This window comes from Proteus faecis, from assembly GCF_003144395.1.
Classification (GTDB): Bacteria; Pseudomonadota; Gammaproteobacteria; order Enterobacterales; family Enterobacteriaceae; genus Proteus; species Proteus faecis.
In genome coordinates this window covers 1-16,866 of record NZ_PENZ01000012.1, presented here as the reverse complement: position 1 = coordinate 16,866, position 16,866 = coordinate 1, and the positions used below count along the sequence as shown (strand labels likewise).

Sequence of the window (16,866 nt, the reverse complement as noted above, 5' to 3'; positions counted from 1 at the left end):
TTAGGATATGACCTTGTCAGGCCAATTATCTACTACTCAGCGTCCGTTAATTATCGGCTTAGTTGCTGGTGAAACGTCCGGTGATATCTTGGGCGCGGGTTTAATCCGCGCTCTAAAACAAATGCATCCCAATGTTCACTTTGTCGGTGTTGCTGGACCTCTTATGCAAGCTGAAGGTTGTGAAGCTTGGTATGAGATGGAAGAGCTTGCCGTCATGGGGATCGTTGAAGTTCTTGAACGATTACCTCGCTTATTAAAGATCAGAAAAGATCTCACTCAACGATTCTCAGAATTAAAACCTGATGTTTTCGTGGGGATCGACGCGCCTGATTTTAATATCACTCTTGAAGGTCGTTTAAAGCAAAAAGGGATCAAAACTATTCACTATGTCAGTCCATCTGTGTGGGCTTGGCGTCAAAAACGTGTTTTCAAAATTGGTAAAGCGACAGATTTAGTGCTTGCCTTTCTTCCTTTTGAAAAAGCGTTTTATGATAAGTATCAGGTTCCTTGTCGTTTTATAGGCCATACAATGGCTGATGCCATAGCCTTAAATCCAGACAAAAAAGCGGCTCGTGAACATCTAGGGATATCTGAAGAAATACCGTGTTTAGCACTTCTTCCCGGTAGTCGTCATGCTGAAGTTGAGATGCTGAGTGCTGATTTTATAAAAACAGCACAGTTACTAAAACAGCAGATCCCCTCTCTTCATATTGTTGTGCCATTAGTTAATGCTAAGCGACGAGCCCAATTTGAACAAATACATCAAAATGTGGCACCTGAGCTTGAGATACAACTTCTTGATGGGCGAGCACGAGAAGCAATGACAGCGAGTGATGCGACTTTGTTAGCATCAGGGACGGCTGCATTAGAATGTATGCTAACCAAATGCCCGATGGTTGTTGGTTATCGCATGAAACCATTTACTTTTTGGTTAGCAAAACGGTTAGTTAAAACGCCTTATGTCTCTTTACCTAATTTGTTAGCTGGCCGAGAAATTATCAAAGAATTATTGCAAGAAGAGTGCGAACCATCAGCGTTAGCGCAGCAACTTTTACCTCTTTTAACTGATGAAGAAAAAGTACATCAATTAAAAGAGATATTTTTACAGTTACATAGTGCCATTCGTTGTAATGCGGATGAGCAAGCAGCAAATGCAGTATTAGAATTGGTAGAGAAATAATGGAATTTGTATATCCAAAAGCAAATCTTATTGCTGGAGTTGATGAAGTTGGTCGAGGTCCATTAGTGGGCGCAGTGGTTACCGCAGCTGTTATCCTTGATCCAGCAAATCCAATTGAAGGATTAACAGACTCCAAAAAGCTAACAGAAAAAAAGCGTAATGCCCTTTATTACGAAATAAAAGAAAAAGCATTATGCTGGGCGATAGGTCGTGCAGAGCCCGAAGAAATTGATGAATTAAATATTCTTTGGGCAACGATGAAAGCAATGGAACGCGCTGTTGCAGGATTATCAATAACACCTGATATGGTTTTAATTGATGGTAACCGTTGTCCTAAATTACCAATGGCCTCTCAAGCGGTTATCAAAGGTGATAGTTTAGTTCAAGAAATTAGTGCGGCTTCTATACTTGCTAAAGTGACTCGTGATAGAGAAATGGAAGAGTTAGATAAGCTTTACCCTGATTATGGTTTTGCTAAACATAAAGGGTATCCAACTGTTTTCCATATGGAAAAACTAGCCTTATTAGGGGCAACACCCTATCATCGAAAAAGTTTTGCGCCTGTAAAACGTGCTTTAAATTTAAAGTAATCCACAGAGTAATTAAATACTATGGCAGATCCTCGTTTTATCCATCTTAGGGTACACAGCGATTATTCAATGATCGATGGATTGGCAAAAACAGGGCCTCTTGTGAAGAAAGTGGCTTCGCTGGGAATGCCTGCTTTTGCGATTACTGATTTCACTAACTTATGTGGGCTAGTGAAATTTTATGGTGCTGCACATGGTGCTGGCATTAAACCCATCATTGGCGCTGATGTTTACCTTGAAACAGAATTATTAGGTGATGAGTATGCTCATCTTACTATTCTTGCACGCAATAATGTAGGATACCAAAATCTCACTTTACTGATTTCAGAAGCTTACAAACACGGTTATGGCGCTGCTGGGCCGACGATTAAACAAGAGTGGCTAACAACCTATAAAGAAGGGCTCTTGTTGCTTTCTGGTGGCAGAATGGGGGATGTCGGGAAGTTTCTACTTCGCGGAAATCGAGCTTTAGTTGATCAGTGTCTTGAGTATTATCAAACTCATTTTCCCGATAGTTATTATCTAGAACTTATTCGTACGGGTCGTACTGATGAGGAAGCTTATCTTCATGAAGCAGTTGCACTAGCTTCTGAAAAAGGTCTGCCTGTCGTTGCAACCAATGATGTCTGTTTTCTCGACAGTGATGATTTTGATGCACATGAAATTCGTGTCGCAATTCATGATGGTTTTACGTTATCGGATCCCAAACGTCCTAAAAATTATAGCCCTCAGCAGTATATGCGCACAGAAGAAGAAATGTGTGAATTATTTGCTGATATACCTGAAGCATTAGAAAACAGTGTTGAAATCGCTAAACGCTGTAATGTCACGATCCGTTTAGGGGAATACTTCCTTCCTCAATTTCCAACTGGGAATATGAGTACAGAAGATTTCCTTGTTAAAAAATCACAAGAAGGTTTAGAAGAGCGTTTAGCCTTTTTATTTCCAGATCCCGAAGAGCGACAAAAAAGACGTCCTGAATATGATGAACGTCTTGATATCGAGCTGAAAGTAATTAACCAGATGGGGTTCCCTGGTTACTTCCTTATCGTGATGGAGTTTATTCAGTGGTCTAAAGATAATGGTGTTCCTGTTGGTCCTGGGCGCGGTTCAGGTGCGGGTTCACTCGTGGCTTATTCGCTGAAAATAACAGATCTTGATCCTCTTGAATTTGACTTGCTTTTCGAACGTTTTCTTAACCCTGAACGTGTTTCGATGCCTGACTTTGACGTCGATTTCTGTATGGAGAAACGCGATAGAGTTATTGACCACGTTGCTGAAATGTACGGTCGTGATGCAGTATCTCAGATTATTACATTTGGTACGATGGCGGCGAAAGCAGTTATTCGCGATGTTGGCCGTGTTTTAGGGCACCCTTACGGTTTTGTTGATAGAATTTCAAAACTTGTTCCTCCTGATCCGGGTATGACGCTGGAAAAAGCATTTGCTGCCGAGCCTCAATTACCTGAAATTTATGAAGCTGATGAAGAGGTCAAATCTCTTATTGATATGGCTCGTAAATTAGAAGGAGTAACACGTAATGCGGGTAAACATGCGGGTGGTGTTGTTATATCACCCACGAAAATTACCGATTTTGCACCACTTTACTGTGATGCAGAGGGAAATAACCCCGTTACACAATTTGATAAAAACGACGTTGAATACGCAGGTCTTGTTAAATTCGACTTCTTAGGATTAAGAACACTAACTATTATTAACTGGGCATTAGAGATGATTAATGCCCGACGAGCTAAAAAGTCACTTGAACCTGTTGATATTTCAGCGATCTCATTGACAGATCAGCGCAGTTTTGACATGTTGCAACGCTCAGAGACAACCGCGGTATTCCAGTTAGAATCTCGTGGCATGAAAGATCTCATCAAGCGACTACGTCCAGACTGTTTCGAAGATATGATCGCATTAGTTGCCCTATTCCGCCCTGGACCATTGCAATCAGGTATGGTTGATAACTTTATCGATCGTAAACACGGTGTTGAAGAAATTTCATACCCTGATGTTAAATGGCAACATGAAAGCCTACAGCCGGTTTTAGAGCCTACTTATGGCGTTATCTTATATCAAGAACAAGTTATGCAAATTGCGCAGGTTCTTGCAGGATATACGCTAGGCGGTGCGGATATGTTACGACGGGCTATGGGGAAGAAAAAGCCCGAGGAGATGGCAAAGCAACGCTCTGTTTTTGAAGAAGGTGCTATCAAAAATGGTGTAGACGGTGAATTAGCCATGAAAATCTTTGACTTGGTAGAGAAATTTGCCGGTTATGGATTTAACAAATCGCACTCAGCAGCTTATGCCTTAGTTTCTTATCAAACATTATGGTTAAAAGCCCACTATCCAGCTGAATTTATGGCTGCAGTAATGACAGCTGATATGGATAATACCGAAAAGGTCGTGGGATTAGTTGACGAATGTTGGAGAATGGGATTAAAAGTTCTACCTCCTGATATTAATAGTGGACTTTATCATTTTCACGTTAATGATGAAGGCGAAATCGTTTATGGTATTGGTGCCATTAAAGGTGTGGGTGAAGGTCCAATTGAAGCAATTGTAGAAGCGCGTCAACAAGGTGGTCACTTTAAAGATATTTTTGATCTCTGTGCTAGAACAGATACGAAAAAATTGAATCGCCGAGTGATGGAAAAACTGATAATGTCAGGCGCATTCGATAAGCTGGGGCCCCATCGTGCTGCTTTGATGTCTTCATTAGAAGATGCATTAAAAGCCGCAGACCAACATGCCAAAGCTGAAGCAATAGGGCAATCTGACATGTTCGGCGTGTTAGCTGAAGCACCTGAACAAGTAGAGCGCTCTTATGCCAATATACCTAAATGGCCAGACCAAGTTGTTTTAGAAGGTGAACGAGAGACTTTAGGTTTATATTTAACAGGTCATCCGATCACGCGTTATTTAAAAGAAATTGAACGATATGCGGCAGGAACGCGTCTAAAAGATTTAGTACCAACACCTCGGGGTCAAATGGTGAAGGTAGCAGGTTTAGTACTTGCTTCTAAAGTATTCACAACGAAACGTGGAAATCGGATCGGTGTTTGTACCTTAGATGATCGTTCAGGTCGCTTAGAAATTATGTTATTTTCTGATGCATTGGATAAATACCAACATTTATTAGAACAAGACAAGATTTTAATTGCTACTGGGCAGGTCAGCTTTGATGATTTCAATGGTGGGCTTAAAATGACAGTCCGCGAACTTATGGATATCAACGAAGCCCGTGAAAAATATGCACGAGGACTTGCTATCTCGTTATCGGACAGGCAAATTAATGAGCAATTATTAAATCGTCTTCGCGGCGTTTTAGAACCTCATCGTTCAGGCACGATACCGGTTCACCTTTATTTTGAAAAGCATGATGCCTGTGCACGTTTACGATTTGGTGCGACTTGGCGTGTTACGCCAACGGATATGCTTTTAACGGATCTGCGAACTCTGCTGGGTAATGAGCAGGTAGAATTAGAATTTGACTAAAATAGGAATGTTATGAGTCTTAATTTTCTGGATTTTGAACAGCCAATTGCCGAGTTAGAAGCGAAAATTGATTCGCTCACCGCAGTTAGCCAACATGATGAAAAAATCGATATCAATATCGATGAAGAAGTCTCACGTTTAAGAGAAAAAAGCCTAGAGTTAACACGTAAGATTTTTTCTGATCTTGGTGCATGGCAAGTGGCACAACTTGCGCGTCATCCATTAAGACCTTACACACTGGATTATATTCATCGCATTTTTACTGATTTCCAAGAATTAGCAGGTGATCGTGCTTATGCTGATGATAAAGCGATTGTTGGTGGTATTGCGCGTTTAGATGGTCGTCCAGTGATGGTTATCGGGCACCAAAAAGGGCGTGAAACAAAAGAAAAAATTCGCCGTAATTTTGGTATGCCTGCACCAGAAGGTTATCGAAAAGCACTGCGTTTAATGGAAATGGCACAGCGTTTTAATTTACCCATTATCACCTTTATTGACACTCCGGGTGCTTATCCTGGTGTTGGTGCTGAAGAGCGTGGTCAATCAGAAGCCATTGCACGTAACTTACGTGAAATGTCACGCTTTAATGTGCCAATTATCTGTACGGTTATTGGGGAAGGCGGTTCTGGCGGAGCATTAGCGATTGGTGTAGGTGATAAAGTAAATATGCTGCAATACAGCACTTATTCTGTTATTTCACCAGAAGGTTGTGCATCTATTCTTTGGAAAAGCGCTGATAAAGCACCATTAGCCGCAGAAGCGATGGGGATCACTGCGAACCGTTTAAAAGAGCTTAAGCTAATTGATACGGTTATTCCTGAGCCTTTAGGTGGTGCGCATCGTCACTATGATGAAATTGCCGCTTCATTGAAAGCGCAAATTCAATCCGATTTAGTAGAATTGGATGCGTTTGAATCAGAAGAGCTAACAAATCGTCGTTACCAACGTTTAATGGAATACGGTTACTGCTGATCTAATCATATCTGAATCAATTCTGAGATGAGCCTCATGTTAATCACATGGGGCTTTTTTTGACGCTCTGAAAACTATCTCTATTGAGATAATTAAACTAAGTGATATTAACAATAATATATTATATATCAGTATGTTAAGCCCATCTCAAAAACAATATTAATTCTAATTTTCACTAAAAGAATAATAAGCAATAGCTATTATTTTATCTGGTCATTTAATTCTTTAATAAGGAAAGCACGATGATATCGTTTAGTGGAAAAGTAGGAATTATTACAGGTGGTAATAGTGGTATTGGTCTAGCATCAGCTGAAAAGTTTTTATCCTTAGGTGCGTCAGTTGTTATTACTGGCAGTAATTTGGTACGAGGGCAAAAAGCAGAAAAATACCTAAAAGAAAAAGGATTTGTCGCTGAGTTTGTTCAAATGGATGTCGCCAGTGAAAAAGAAAATAAACAACTTGTCGATTATGTCGTCACTAAGTATGGACGAATGGATTTTATATTTGCTAATGCTGGGGTTTTAACAGATAACATTGCAGATAAATTGGAGTATGAGAAATGGAAAGGGGTATTAGATGTTAACCTTAATGGACTATTTCTGATTAATCGTACTGCCATTCAGTATTGGTTAAAAAATAAAATTTCAGGTGCGATTGTTAATTGTAGTTCAATTTGTTCTTTTGTTGGTCAACATGAGTTTCCTGCTTATTGTGCGTCAAAAGGGGGCGTTAAATTACTGACGCAAACACTTGCCATTGATTATGCAAGTAAAGGTATTCGTATTAACGCGGTTTGTCCTGGGTATATTGATACGCCATTATTAGATGGACGTGAGCTCGATAAGCAAAAATTAGCAACACTGCATCCCATTGGTCGTCTTGGAACACCAGAAGAAGTCGCTAATGTTGTGGCCTTCTTAGCCAGTGATGCAGCTTCTTTTGTAACAGGCGCATCTTATTTGGTTGATGGTGGTTTTACAGCGTAAATTGTATTTATTTTAGGCAGAATAGTGTTTATTCTGCCTTATCTTTCTTCATCAGTAATAAAATATCTTAAATCTTATATTCATTTTTCAGGGGGACGTTGTATTCGTGCAAAATCAGATAGAAAAGCTTAACATAATCATCTGAATTCACAGATAAATAACGATACAATGAAACAGAAATACGACTTACTCCTTAAAGAAATCAAACAACAAATTGATCCTTACACTAAAATTTTGGTGGGTTTTAGTGGGGGGGTAGATTCCACTGTTTTATTACAAGGGCTTGTACGTTTACGTGATGAATTCCAATTACCTTTAGAATTAACAGCTATCTATATTCATCATGGATTAAATATCAGAGCAGATGATTGGCTTACTCATTGTAAACAATGTTGTCAGCAATGGCGTGTTGATTTTATCAGTGAAAAAGTGAGTGTCGATCCTAAAGATGGAGGGCTTGAAAAGGGGGCACGAGAGGCGCGTTATGAAGCTTTTCGTCGATATTTACAGTCGCAACAAGTGTTAGTGACAGCTCAACACCAAGATGATCAAGCTGAAACTTTTTTACTGGCTTTAAAGCGAGGTAGTGGTCCTGCTGGACTTTCCTCGATGCCTGCCAAAATGGTGTTCGAGAATAGTTATTTACTTCGCCCTTTACTCAATATTACGCGTGAGCAAATTGAATTTTATGCTACTGAGCAAGGGCTAGATTGGATAGAAGACGATAGTAACCAAGATGATCGTTACGATCGTAATTTTTTACGATTACGTGTTATGCCTTTACTAACTCAACGTTGGCCTCATTTTTCACAAGCAGTAACTCGAAGTGCTGCATTGTGTGGTGAACAAGAGGCACTATTAGATGAACTATTAGACTCTGAACTTAATGGTTTAATGGATATTGAGAATAGCTTAGATATTAATCAACTTGCCCATTGTAGTGTTATAAAGCGTAACGCGTTACTGAGGCGCTGGTTTGCTAAACATAATAAATCCATGCCATCACGACAACAAATCTTACGATTATGGCAAGAAGTTGCATTAGCAAAAGAAGATGCAGCACCTCGATTACAATTTGATCAAGATGAAGTCAGGCGCTATAAGCAACGCCTTTATTTAGTTCCAATCATCGAAGAGCTCGTAGATCACATTATTGAGTGGTCGTCGCTCAGTGAACCTTTATATTTACCTAATGGTTTAGGGACGCTATCTCTTGTAGCCGAAACAGGAAAAAACACGGTTAGAAAGCCTTCAAGTGATGAAAAAGTCACCGTGCGTTTTGGTTTAACACAAACATCTTTACGTATTGTAGGGCGAGAACATGCTCGGCATAGTAAAAAAATTTGGCAAGAGCTTGAAATTGCGCCTTGGCGTAGAACTAGGATCCCTTTGATTTATTATAATGATACGCTAATTGTAGCTATTGATACATTTGTTACTTTTGAGGGAAAAGCAACATCAGAACATGCTATTACTATTGGGTGGCGAAAGGCTCATGAATGAACAACCGCCTGTTGGCGGTTGTTCTTTATTCGGTTATTCCGATTTAATAATGATTGTCCCAAGTTCGGGATTAGAAAAACTGGCAATAACATCCAGTCGTAAATCTTTAGAGCCTTCAGATGTTTTGACTTTTAGGTATTCAACTTTCTTGCTTAAAAAAAGATCATCCGCAATACCTTCAATAAGCTCACCATCATGTAGTTCAATATGGAGCGCTAAACCACGCTGGCATGCTAACTCCAGATACTCATAATCATCACAGTTAATTGGTTGATATTCTGTATTTGTTGACATATTCCCTCACCACTCTTTCGTGGCGGTGTTGCCGCCAGTGAATAATTCAGAATAAAATCATTATGCTGTTATTCGATGTGAGCACAATAGTTATTATAATAATTTTCTGAAATAGTGCTTTATTCGAAGTGATTTGAGAAATAATTAGCATTATGGGTGCATTTGTCTTAAAGCTTGTTTTATTGCCCCTTTTTATTTTAAAAAATGTTAGAATCATATTGAAAATGATTTATTAAAAAGTACCCAGAATGTAGGGAGTTGATGATGGGGAAAAAATTTTTATTTGCAGCCGTTGCTGCGGGGTTATTTGTGCTGTCAGGTTGTCAAAATAATATTGGCTTATCACTTGATGGAAAAATTGTAGATCAAACTTACAACAGTATTCTGCCTTGTGCCGATTGTTCTGGTATCGACACAACAATTCTTGTTAATCAAGATGGCTCTTACGTTATGGAGCAAAGCTATCAAGGTTTACCTGATGAGAAACGTAGTTTCTTTGAGTCAGGAACATGGGCATTAGGTAAAGATAAGCTGACGTTGACTAATAGCTATGGTGAGAAGAGCTATTATTTACCTCGCGAAGATAAATTAGTTATGCTTGATATTGATGGCAACGTTATTAACTCAGAACTAAATTATACCTTAGCTAAGGTTCAGCCTAAACAGCTCGCAGGTGAATATACCTATTTTGCCGATGCAGGTACGTTTAAAGATTGCCAATCAGGACGCGTTTACGCAGCCAGTGGTATTGAATTGGAAAAAGGCTATTTCTCAACGGGTGTTGATGGTGGAACACCTGTTTACCTTGAAGTTAATGGTTATTACAGTATTCGGCCTTCGATGGAAGATGGTAAATTTGATCGAGCATTAGTGGTTACGGATGCGAAGCCTCGTTTTAATCGCCATGGCTCTTGTGGAAACCATCGCAGTGGCAGAAGTTGAGTTTTAGCGGTTTTGTTTTAATAAAAAATCGCCTATTGAATAGTATTGCGTTTATTAGACAGTTTAAATGAGTTGAGCAAAGACTGAGTCCGGTATTGAACTGAACTCAGTCTTTTTCGTTTGATATATTATTCTGATTGCAGTTACCAGCGTATCTGAGAGGATACGCTGGTAACTTATCAATCAAGCCTCAAAAATAAGAGGCTTAATGATTAAGCGAGTTGCTCTTTGATAAAGGCGACAACATCGTCAACATTGACCAGTGATTTATCATCACTACGACGCGCTTTATATTCGATTTGGTTGTTGTCTAAGTTACGATCACCAATCACGATCGTGTGTGGAATACCGATAAGTTCCATATCAGCAAACATTACACCAGGACGTTCTTTACGATCATCAAATAAAACATCAATACCTTGAGCGCGTAATTCGTTATAAAGTTTGTCAGCGACTTCTTTAACACGATAAGAACGGTGCATATTCATTGGTAAAATAGCAACTTGGAATGGTGCAATCGCATCTGGCCAAATAATACCGCGTGCATCATGATTTTGTTCAATAGCAGCAGCAACGATACGAGTTATACCGATACCATAACAACCCATAGTAACGATTTGATTATGGCCTTCTTCGTTTTGTACGGTTGCTTTTAATGCTTCTGAATATTTTGTGCCAAGTTGGAAGATATGACCAACTTCAATACCACGTTTAATTAGCAACGTTCCTTTGCCATCTGGGCTTGGATCACCTTCAACAACGTTACGGATGTCAGCAATTTCAGCAATAGGCAGATCACGCTCCCAGTTGATACCAAAATAGTGTTTACCATCAACGTTTGCACCTGCACTGAAATCACTCATTATAGAGACTGAACGATCCATAATAACTGGCAGTGGCAGATTAACAGGGCCTAGTGAACCTGGTCCTGCATTTACAGCTTGGCGTATTTCAGCTTCAGTAGCGAAAGTTAAAGGTGCTGCAACGATAGCGCATTTTTCTGCTTTAACTTCATTAAGTTCGTGATCGCCACGGACTAATAATGCAACTAATGGGTGACCACTTTCTTTTGTGCCATGAACAATCAGTGTCTTAACTGTTTTTTCAATTGGCAGATTGAACTGTTCGACTAATTCAGCAATTGTTTTAGCGTTTGGTGTATCCACTAAACGTAATTCTTCAGTTGCCGCAGCGCGTGGAGTCGCAGGCATTATTGCTTCTGCTAATTCGATATTGGCTGCATAGTCAGAGCCAGTAGAGAAGACGATATCATCTTCACCGCTGTCTGCTAAAACTTGGAATTCATGAGAGGCATTACCACCGATAGAGCCAGTATCTGCAAGTACTGGGCGGAAATCTAAACCAATACGTGAGAAAATTTTGCTGTAAGCCTCGTACATTCTGTCGTAAGTCTCTTGTAAAGACTCTTGAGAGATATGGAAAGAGTAAGCATCTTTCATGATAAATTCACGAGAACGCATAACACCAAAACGAGGGCGTACTTCATCACGGAATTTAGTTTGGATTTGATATAAGTTCAGTGGAAGTTGTTTGTAAGAGGTAATTTCATTACGAACAATATCCGTAACAACTTCTTCATGAGTCGGGCCTAAAACAAATGGGCGCTCACCTCTGTCTGAAAAACGCAGTAATTCAGGACCATACTGTTCCCAGCGACCACTTTCTAGCCATAAGTCAGCGGGTTGAACAACGGGCATTGAAATCTCAAGAGAGCCTGCGTTGTCCATCTCTTCACGAACAATTTTTTCAATTTTTCTTAGAACACGAACGCCTGTAGGCATCCAATCATAAAGACCAGAAGCGAGTTTACGGATCATGCCTGCGCGAAGCATAAGTTGATGGCTGACAATTTCTGCATCAGCAGGTGTCTCTTTTAGAGTAGAGAGCAAATAGTGGCTAGTACGCATTATTAGGTTCCATTAGAACAAAAATACTTAGGCTGACTGTCACGCCAGTCTATATCAATATAATTAGAGAAGGACTTTAGTCTACCAGTGACTTAGGTCTGCCAAAAGGGGCAAAGCATTTTTTTCAATCTGATTTGTCTAAAGACATGAGAATGACTTTCAGATCAGATTATTCATGATAACAATATCAATGAAGGTAATAGCAAGTTACCGCGGTTCTATACTAAGAACAAGTGTCTGTTGTTGATTGACTTGCCAGCGAATATTAAATTCGAGTAAGTGTACCGCATAAATTCTATCACTTTGTTCGTCCTTTTTATAAGCAGGGCGAGGATCTTGCTGTAATACTTGGGTAATAAAACGCGGAAGATGAGGGTATTCATTGGCATAGTATTGCAGTTGTTCTAATGCAAGCTGCGAAAAGAAAACAGACATTTCATTGTTGGGTGCTTCTTGTGCAAATCCTGCAATTGCATTTGGGCGAGATTCTGCAAATGGTAAATAAGGTTTGATATCAAGAATAGGCGTACCATCAACTAAATCAAGGCTACCTAGTTCTAAAATAACAGATTGATTCTCTATATTTACTTTTTTCAATTCAACCAATGACATACCAATTGGGTTGGGGCGAAAGGTTGAGCGAGTTGCAAATACACCAACTTTGGCGTTACCGCCTAATCTTGGGGGACGAACGAGTGGATGCCAACCATGTTGTGCTGTTTGATGAAAAACAAAAATTAACCAAAGGTGACTAAATTGCTCTAAACCTCTCACTGCATCAGGGTGATTATAAGGTGTATGTAGAATAAGTTGCCCGCCGCCATCCTGGATTAATCCAGGTTGGCGTGGAACAGCAAATTTTTCTTTATAAGGGCTCGAAATATACCCTATAGGATTCATTTGGTAGGTATTCATTTAGTAATAAGTAGTGCTGAGCCTTCACAAATAGCGGATTGATAGCAACCTAGGCCTGTGACAATTTGGCATTCATGTAACAAAACGGCATTTGCATTTTTGTAGGCTGCTTTTGTTGCCATTCTTTTTTTAGCAATAGGTAAACTTGCTGGTGGATCTTGTAATGTTTGACGACAAGACTCTCCTGCGACAATACCTAGATCTTTAAAAGGAGCACCTAAAAGATCTTCTGTTTTTTCAACAATACGTACTGAAGGTAAAGTCTGTGATTTGGGCTTCTGTGGTTGCCCTGGTTTATTTAAACGCATATCCGTAAATTTAGACTGATCAACATCAGATGATTTTTGCATTGAACAGCCTGTCATAAACAGCGCCATGATGCCAATAAGTAGCAAGCGCATGTGCATGGGTAATATCCTCTTTATTATTGTCTAGACAAAAATTAAACGGCACTAATTTAATGCAAATTAGCCAAGTAAAAAAGAGAAAGGCGAACAAATGTCCGCCTTTTTTATAATTAAGCTAAATTTAAACGTATTACCAGCCTTTTACAGCACCACCGTTAAAGATTTTATTTGCAGCACTATCTACTTCATCTGTTTGATAGGCTTGAATAAATTTCTTCACATTCTCACTGTCTTTATTATCTTCGCGTGCAACAATGATATTTACATATGGAGAGTCTTTATTTTCAACAAAAATGCCGTCTTTTGCTGGTGTTAAGTTTACTTGGCTTGCATAAGTGGTATTAATTACCGCCAAATAGATTTTTTGATCATCTAATGAACGTGGTAATTGAGGTGCTTCTAATTCTACTAATTTTAGATTTTTAGGATTTTCAATAATATCTAAAGAAGTTGGTAATAAGCCTACACCGTCTTTTAATTTGATTAATCCTACTTTTTCTAGTAACAGCAGTGAACGACCTAAGTTAGTTGGATCGTTAGGGATAGCCACTTGAGCGCCATCAGGTAAATCCGCTAAATCAGTAATTTTTTTAGAGTAACCTGCGATTGGGTAAATAAAGGTATTTCCCACCGCAGTAATTTTAAAATTACGATCTTTAATTTGCTGATCTAAATAAGGTTTATGTTGGAATGCATTAAGATCGATATCACCACGACTTAATGATTCATTAGGCATCACAAAGTCATTGAAAGTAACGAGTTCTACATCAAGACCATATTTATCTTTAGCTACTTGTTTTGCTACTTCTGCAACTTGTTGCTCGGAGCCAGAAATAACACCAACACGAATATGGTTTGGATCTTTTTCTTTTTCACCACAACCAGCTAATGCTAATGCGCCAATTAAAGCACTTACGACTGCGAGCGATTTAAATTTCAATGACATACATTTACCCTTATTTGATCTGTTAATTAAAAGGTCCCGATTTAATAATTGAAACCTTCAATCTAATTATTTATGTGTTGTCAGCTTCACTAAGCGATCGCCGAAAAACTGAATGATAAAAACAAGAATAACGAGTAGAACAATGACAATATTCATTACCGTTGCATTATAGCCAACATAACCATATTGATAGCCAATTTGACCTAAACCACCGGCACCAACAGCACCACCCATAGCTGAGTAACCCACTAATGTAATTAGTGTAATAGTTGCAGCATTAATCAAGCCTGGTAACGATTCTGGTAATAAAACTTTCTTAATAATTTGCATTGGTGTTGCACCCATAGAACGAGATGCTTCAATTAATCCTTGTGGGATTTCCAATAGTGTATTTTCGACCATACGAGCTATAAAAGGTGCCGCAGCAACCGTTAATGGCACGATAGCCGCTTGTAAGCCAATGGATGTTCCTACAACTAAGCGAGTAAAAGGGATCATCCATACAAGTAAGATAATAAAAGGGATAGCCCTAAAAATATTCACAAGTGCTGAGATCACACGATAGGCAGGTGGATTTGCCATAATTTGTTCAGGACGAGTGACATAAAGTAAAACACCAAGTGGTAGTCCGATGATAAAACCAAAGAAGCCTGAAACGAAGGTCATGACTAAGGTTTCCCAGATCCCACTAATTAATAAATAAATCATTCCTTCAGACATAACCGAGAACCTCTACTTTCACATGATGCTCTTCTAAAAACGCAATAGACTTTTCAGTATTACCATTCTTACCGTGTAGCTCAGCTAACATCACGCCAAACTTAACACCACCGGCATAGTCCATTTGTGAACTTAAAATATTAATATCTGCGTCAAAACGACGAGCAACAATAGACATTAATGGTGCATCAACTGATTGACCGTTAAATTCAAGTTTTAATAATGGGAATAACCCTTCCTCCCATTCTGGTTTCATACGTTCTTTGTAATCTTCAGGAATATCCAATTGCAGTGTTGATTGGATAAAAGCCTGAGAAACCGGTGTTTTGGGATGAGAGAAAACTGCACTCACCGCATCACTTTCAACTAATTCACCACCACTTATGACTGCAACCTGATCACAAATACGTTTTACAACGTCCATTTCATGCGTGATTAATAAAATGGTGAGGCCTAAACGACGGTTAATATCTTTTAGTAATTCTAAAATAGAACGTGTTGTTGCTGGATCAAGGGCGCTAGTTGCTTCATCACACAATAAAACGTTTGGTGAATTTGCTAATGCGCGTGCAATTGCAACACGTTGCTTTTGCCCACCAGATAAGTTTGCTGGATAATACTCTTTCTTATCTGACAAACCGACTAATTCAAGTAATTCATTAACACGCTTATTAATTTCAGTACGCGGTGTACTATCAAGTTCTAATGGTAGAGCCACATTATCAAATACTGTACGAGAAGACAGTAAGTTGAAATGTTGGAAAATCATACCAATGCCACGACGTGCTTTTGTTAATTCTTTATCAGATAACTTAGTCAGATCACGACCATCAACAAGTACTTCACCTGAAGTTGGTTTTTCTAACATGTTCACACAACGTATTAATGTACTTTTACCCGCTCCTGACGATCCGATAACACCAAAAATCTGCCCTTGTGGTACATGCAGGTTAATGTTTGATAGCGCTTGTATTGAACGCTCTCCCTGCTTAAACACTTTATTTATATTCGTCAGTTTAATCATGTTTTTCTTTATATAAGTAGATATGGGACATAAAGACTATTCTGCCCGAGTTAGAATAGATGTTAAGGCGTCTAGACGTCCAAGTCAATAAAAAAGAGTTGGCGAGTAATAAAGAAAGCTATGGATATCATTCTCTATATAAGAAAAAACATGCGATACTAATAAAAATGTCTAAATGGAGTAATGTTGTGAGCAAGGGGATTTCTGCGATTTTTTTAGATCGCGATGGAACTATTAATATAGACCATGGTTATGTGTCTGAAATTGATAACTTTGAGTTTATCGATGGCGTTATTGAGGCAATGGCTGAATTAAAAGCGATGGGATATGCCTTGGTACTCGTGACTAATCAATCGGGCATTGGTCGTGGCTACTATAGTGAAGATCAATTTTTACATTTAACAGAGTGGATGGATTGGTCTTTGGCAGATAGAGGTGTTGATTTGGATGGTATCTATTATTGTCCTCACCATCCTGATGCCGCTGTAGGTGAATATAAGAAAGAATGTGATTGTCGCAAACCAGCCCCAGGTATGTTTATGGATGCGAAAGCACAATTAAACATCGATATGGCTTCTTCTTATATGGTTGGTGATAAAAAAGAAGATATGTTGGCAGCAAAAGCTGCGGGAGTGGGGCATAAAATTCTTGTTCGCACAGGAAAAGAGATAACAGAAGAGGCACAACAGTGCGCAGATTTTGTTCTCGATAGCCTAGCAGACTTGCCAAAATGGCTAAAAAGCCACAAAAAATAGGCACTTCGTTTAAATTACCAACAAACGAACATTTTTTTTAAAAAAACTATTGCCAGCCTCAGAAAACTCCCTATAATGCGTCCTCGTTGTCACGGCACAGGGCGCTAAGCGAACTGGTTGAGAGAACAAAGAAAAAAAGTGAAAAGCCTTGAAAATAAACGCTTGACACTGAATGAGGAAGATGTAGAATGCACCTCCTC

16 protein-coding genes are annotated in these 16,866 nt (G+C 39.1%); 8 read left to right on the top strand and 8 right to left on the bottom strand.

The window, feature by feature from the left end; translation table 11 throughout:
* Nucleotides 1–7: 7 nt before the first annotated feature.
* From lpxB to tilS, 6 genes are all read left to right on the top strand, one after another.
* Nucleotides 8–1,180: a lipid-A-disaccharide synthase gene (lpxB, locus tag DK858_RS03010; protein WP_109396168.1), complete on the top strand. Its 1,173-nt coding sequence runs from the start codon at nt 8–10 to the stop codon at nt 1,178–1,180.
* Nucleotides 1,180–1,770, top strand: coding sequence for a ribonuclease HII (gene rnhB / locus DK858_RS03005; protein ID WP_109396167.1), 591 nt, complete (start codon nt 1,180–1,182; stop codon nt 1,768–1,770). Before lpxB ends, rnhB begins: the two co-directional genes overlap by 1 nt.
* A gap of 21 nt (nt 1,771–1,791) precedes the next feature.
* Complete coding sequence (dnaE, locus tag DK858_RS03000; protein ID WP_109396166.1) at nt 1,792–5,274, top strand: DNA polymerase III subunit alpha; 3,483 nt, start codon at nt 1,792–1,794, stop codon at nt 5,272–5,274.
* 12 nt (nt 5,275–5,286) lie between these two features.
* On the top strand, nt 5,287–6,246 hold the full coding sequence (gene accA / locus DK858_RS02995; RefSeq protein ID WP_072064253.1) for an acetyl-CoA carboxylase carboxyl transferase subunit alpha: 960 nt from the start codon (nt 5,287–5,289) through the stop codon (nt 6,244–6,246).
* A 242-nt stretch (nt 6,247–6,488) separates the two neighbouring features.
* On the top strand, nt 6,489–7,232 hold the full coding sequence (locus DK858_RS02990; protein WP_109396165.1) for an SDR family NAD(P)-dependent oxidoreductase: 744 nt from the start codon (nt 6,489–6,491) through the stop codon (nt 7,230–7,232).
* A gap of 168 nt (nt 7,233–7,400) precedes the next feature.
* Entirely contained in the window at nt 7,401–8,735 is a 1,335-nt protein-coding gene (gene tilS, locus DK858_RS02985; RefSeq protein WP_109396164.1) for a tRNA lysidine(34) synthetase TilS, read from the top strand.
* A 33-nt stretch (nt 8,736–8,768) separates the two neighbouring features.
* Here tilS and rof read toward each other — a convergent pair whose 3' ends face one another.
* A complete protein-coding gene (rof, locus tag DK858_RS02980; RefSeq protein WP_072064250.1) occupies nt 8,769–9,029 on the bottom strand; it encodes a Rho-binding antiterminator in 261 nt (86 codons plus the stop codon).
* A gap of 261 nt (nt 9,030–9,290) precedes the next feature.
* Here rof and nlpE point away from each other — a divergent pair, with 261 nt between their 5' ends.
* A complete protein-coding gene (gene nlpE / locus DK858_RS02975) occupies nt 9,291–9,971 on the top strand; it encodes an envelope stress response activation lipoprotein NlpE (RefSeq protein ID WP_109396163.1) in 681 nt (226 codons plus the stop codon).
* 212 nt (nt 9,972–10,183) lie between these two features.
* Here the strand turns inward: nlpE and proS are convergent, their stop codons facing one another.
* The 6 genes from proS to metN all read right to left on the bottom strand — a co-directional run bounded on the left by proS (nt 10,184) and on the right by metN (nt 15,911).
* Nucleotides 10,184–11,899, bottom strand: coding sequence for a proline--tRNA ligase (proS, locus tag DK858_RS02970; RefSeq protein WP_109396162.1), 1,716 nt, complete (start codon nt 11,897–11,899; stop codon nt 10,184–10,186).
* A 207-nt stretch (nt 11,900–12,106) separates the two neighbouring features.
* Nucleotides 12,107–12,814: a tRNA (N6-threonylcarbamoyladenosine(37)-N6)-methyltransferase TrmO gene (tsaA, locus tag DK858_RS02965; RefSeq protein WP_109396161.1), complete on the bottom strand. Its 708-nt coding sequence runs from the start codon at nt 12,812–12,814 to the stop codon at nt 12,107–12,109.
* Entirely contained in the window at nt 12,811–13,221 is a 411-nt protein-coding gene (gene rcsF, locus DK858_RS02960) for an Rcs stress response system protein RcsF (protein WP_109396160.1), read from the bottom strand. The genes tsaA and rcsF overlap by 4 nt, the downstream gene beginning before the upstream one ends.
* 130 nt (nt 13,222–13,351) lie before the next feature.
* Nucleotides 13,352–14,167: a MetQ/NlpA family lipoprotein gene (locus tag DK858_RS02955; protein ID WP_109396159.1), complete on the bottom strand. Its 816-nt coding sequence runs from the start codon at nt 14,165–14,167 to the stop codon at nt 13,352–13,354.
* A 66-nt stretch (nt 14,168–14,233) separates the two neighbouring features.
* Entirely contained in the window at nt 14,234–14,887 is a 654-nt protein-coding gene (locus DK858_RS02950) for a methionine ABC transporter permease MetI (protein ID WP_072064246.1), read from the bottom strand.
* The gene (metN, locus tag DK858_RS02945; protein ID WP_109396158.1) at nt 14,880–15,911 is read right to left on the bottom strand and encodes a methionine ABC transporter ATP-binding protein MetN; all 1,032 of its coding nucleotides are present in this window, start codon (nt 15,909–15,911) and stop codon (nt 14,880–14,882) included. The genes DK858_RS02950 and metN overlap by 8 nt, the downstream gene beginning before the upstream one ends.
* Before the next feature lie 188 nt (nt 15,912–16,099).
* On the opposite strand from metN, the gene gmhB reads away from it, so the two are divergent.
* Nucleotides 16,100–16,666 carry a D-glycero-beta-D-manno-heptose 1,7-bisphosphate 7-phosphatase gene (gmhB, locus tag DK858_RS02940; RefSeq protein WP_109396157.1) on the top strand — a complete coding sequence of 189 codons (567 nt, stop codon included), beginning with the start codon at nt 16,100–16,102 and terminating at the stop codon, nt 16,664–16,666.
* Nucleotides 16,667–16,675: 9 nt separating this feature from the next.
* Here the strand turns inward: gmhB and DK858_RS18230 are convergent.
* The coding region (locus tag DK858_RS18230) for a hypothetical protein (protein WP_228407154.1) at nt 16,676–16,866 on the bottom strand (191 nt) is incomplete at its 5' end.

What these genes read in the sequence shown, in the direction of transcription:
- lpxB (WP_109396168.1), top strand. Translation starts at nt 8, where the DNA reads ATGACCTTGTCAGGCCAATTATCTACTACTCAGCGTCCGTTAATTATC.
- rcsF (WP_109396160.1), bottom strand. Translation starts at nt 13,221, where the DNA reads ATGCACATGCGCTTGCTACTTATTGGCATCATGGCGCTGTTTATGACA.
- rnhB (WP_109396167.1), top strand. Translation starts at nt 1,180, where the DNA reads ATGGAATTTGTATATCCAAAAGCAAATCTTATTGCTGGAGTTGATGAA.
- DK858_RS02955 (WP_109396159.1), bottom strand. Translation starts at nt 14,167, where the DNA reads ATGTCATTGAAATTTAAATCGCTCGCAGTCGTAAGTGCTTTAATTGGC.
- metN (WP_109396158.1), bottom strand. Translation starts at nt 15,911, where the DNA reads ATGATTAAACTGACGAATATAAATAAAGTGTTTAAGCAGGGAGAGCGT.
- dnaE (WP_109396166.1), top strand. Translation starts at nt 1,792, where the DNA reads ATGGCAGATCCTCGTTTTATCCATCTTAGGGTACACAGCGATTATTCA.
- DK858_RS02950 (WP_072064246.1), bottom strand. Translation starts at nt 14,887, where the DNA reads ATGTCTGAAGGAATGATTTATTTATTAATTAGTGGGATCTGGGAAACC.
- proS (WP_109396162.1), bottom strand. Translation starts at nt 11,899, where the DNA reads ATGCGTACTAGCCACTATTTGCTCTCTACTCTAAAAGAGACACCTGCT.
- nlpE (WP_109396163.1), top strand. Translation starts at nt 9,291, where the DNA reads ATGATGGGGAAAAAATTTTTATTTGCAGCCGTTGCTGCGGGGTTATTT.
- tsaA (WP_109396161.1), bottom strand. Translation starts at nt 12,814, where the DNA reads ATGAATACCTACCAAATGAATCCTATAGGGTATATTTCGAGCCCTTAT.
- DK858_RS02990 (WP_109396165.1), top strand. Translation starts at nt 6,489, where the DNA reads ATGATATCGTTTAGTGGAAAAGTAGGAATTATTACAGGTGGTAATAGT.
- accA (WP_072064253.1), top strand. Translation starts at nt 5,287, where the DNA reads ATGAGTCTTAATTTTCTGGATTTTGAACAGCCAATTGCCGAGTTAGAA.
- tilS (WP_109396164.1), top strand. Translation starts at nt 7,401, where the DNA reads ATGAAACAGAAATACGACTTACTCCTTAAAGAAATCAAACAACAAATT.
- rof (WP_072064250.1), bottom strand. Translation starts at nt 9,029, where the DNA reads ATGTCAACAAATACAGAATATCAACCAATTAACTGTGATGATTATGAG.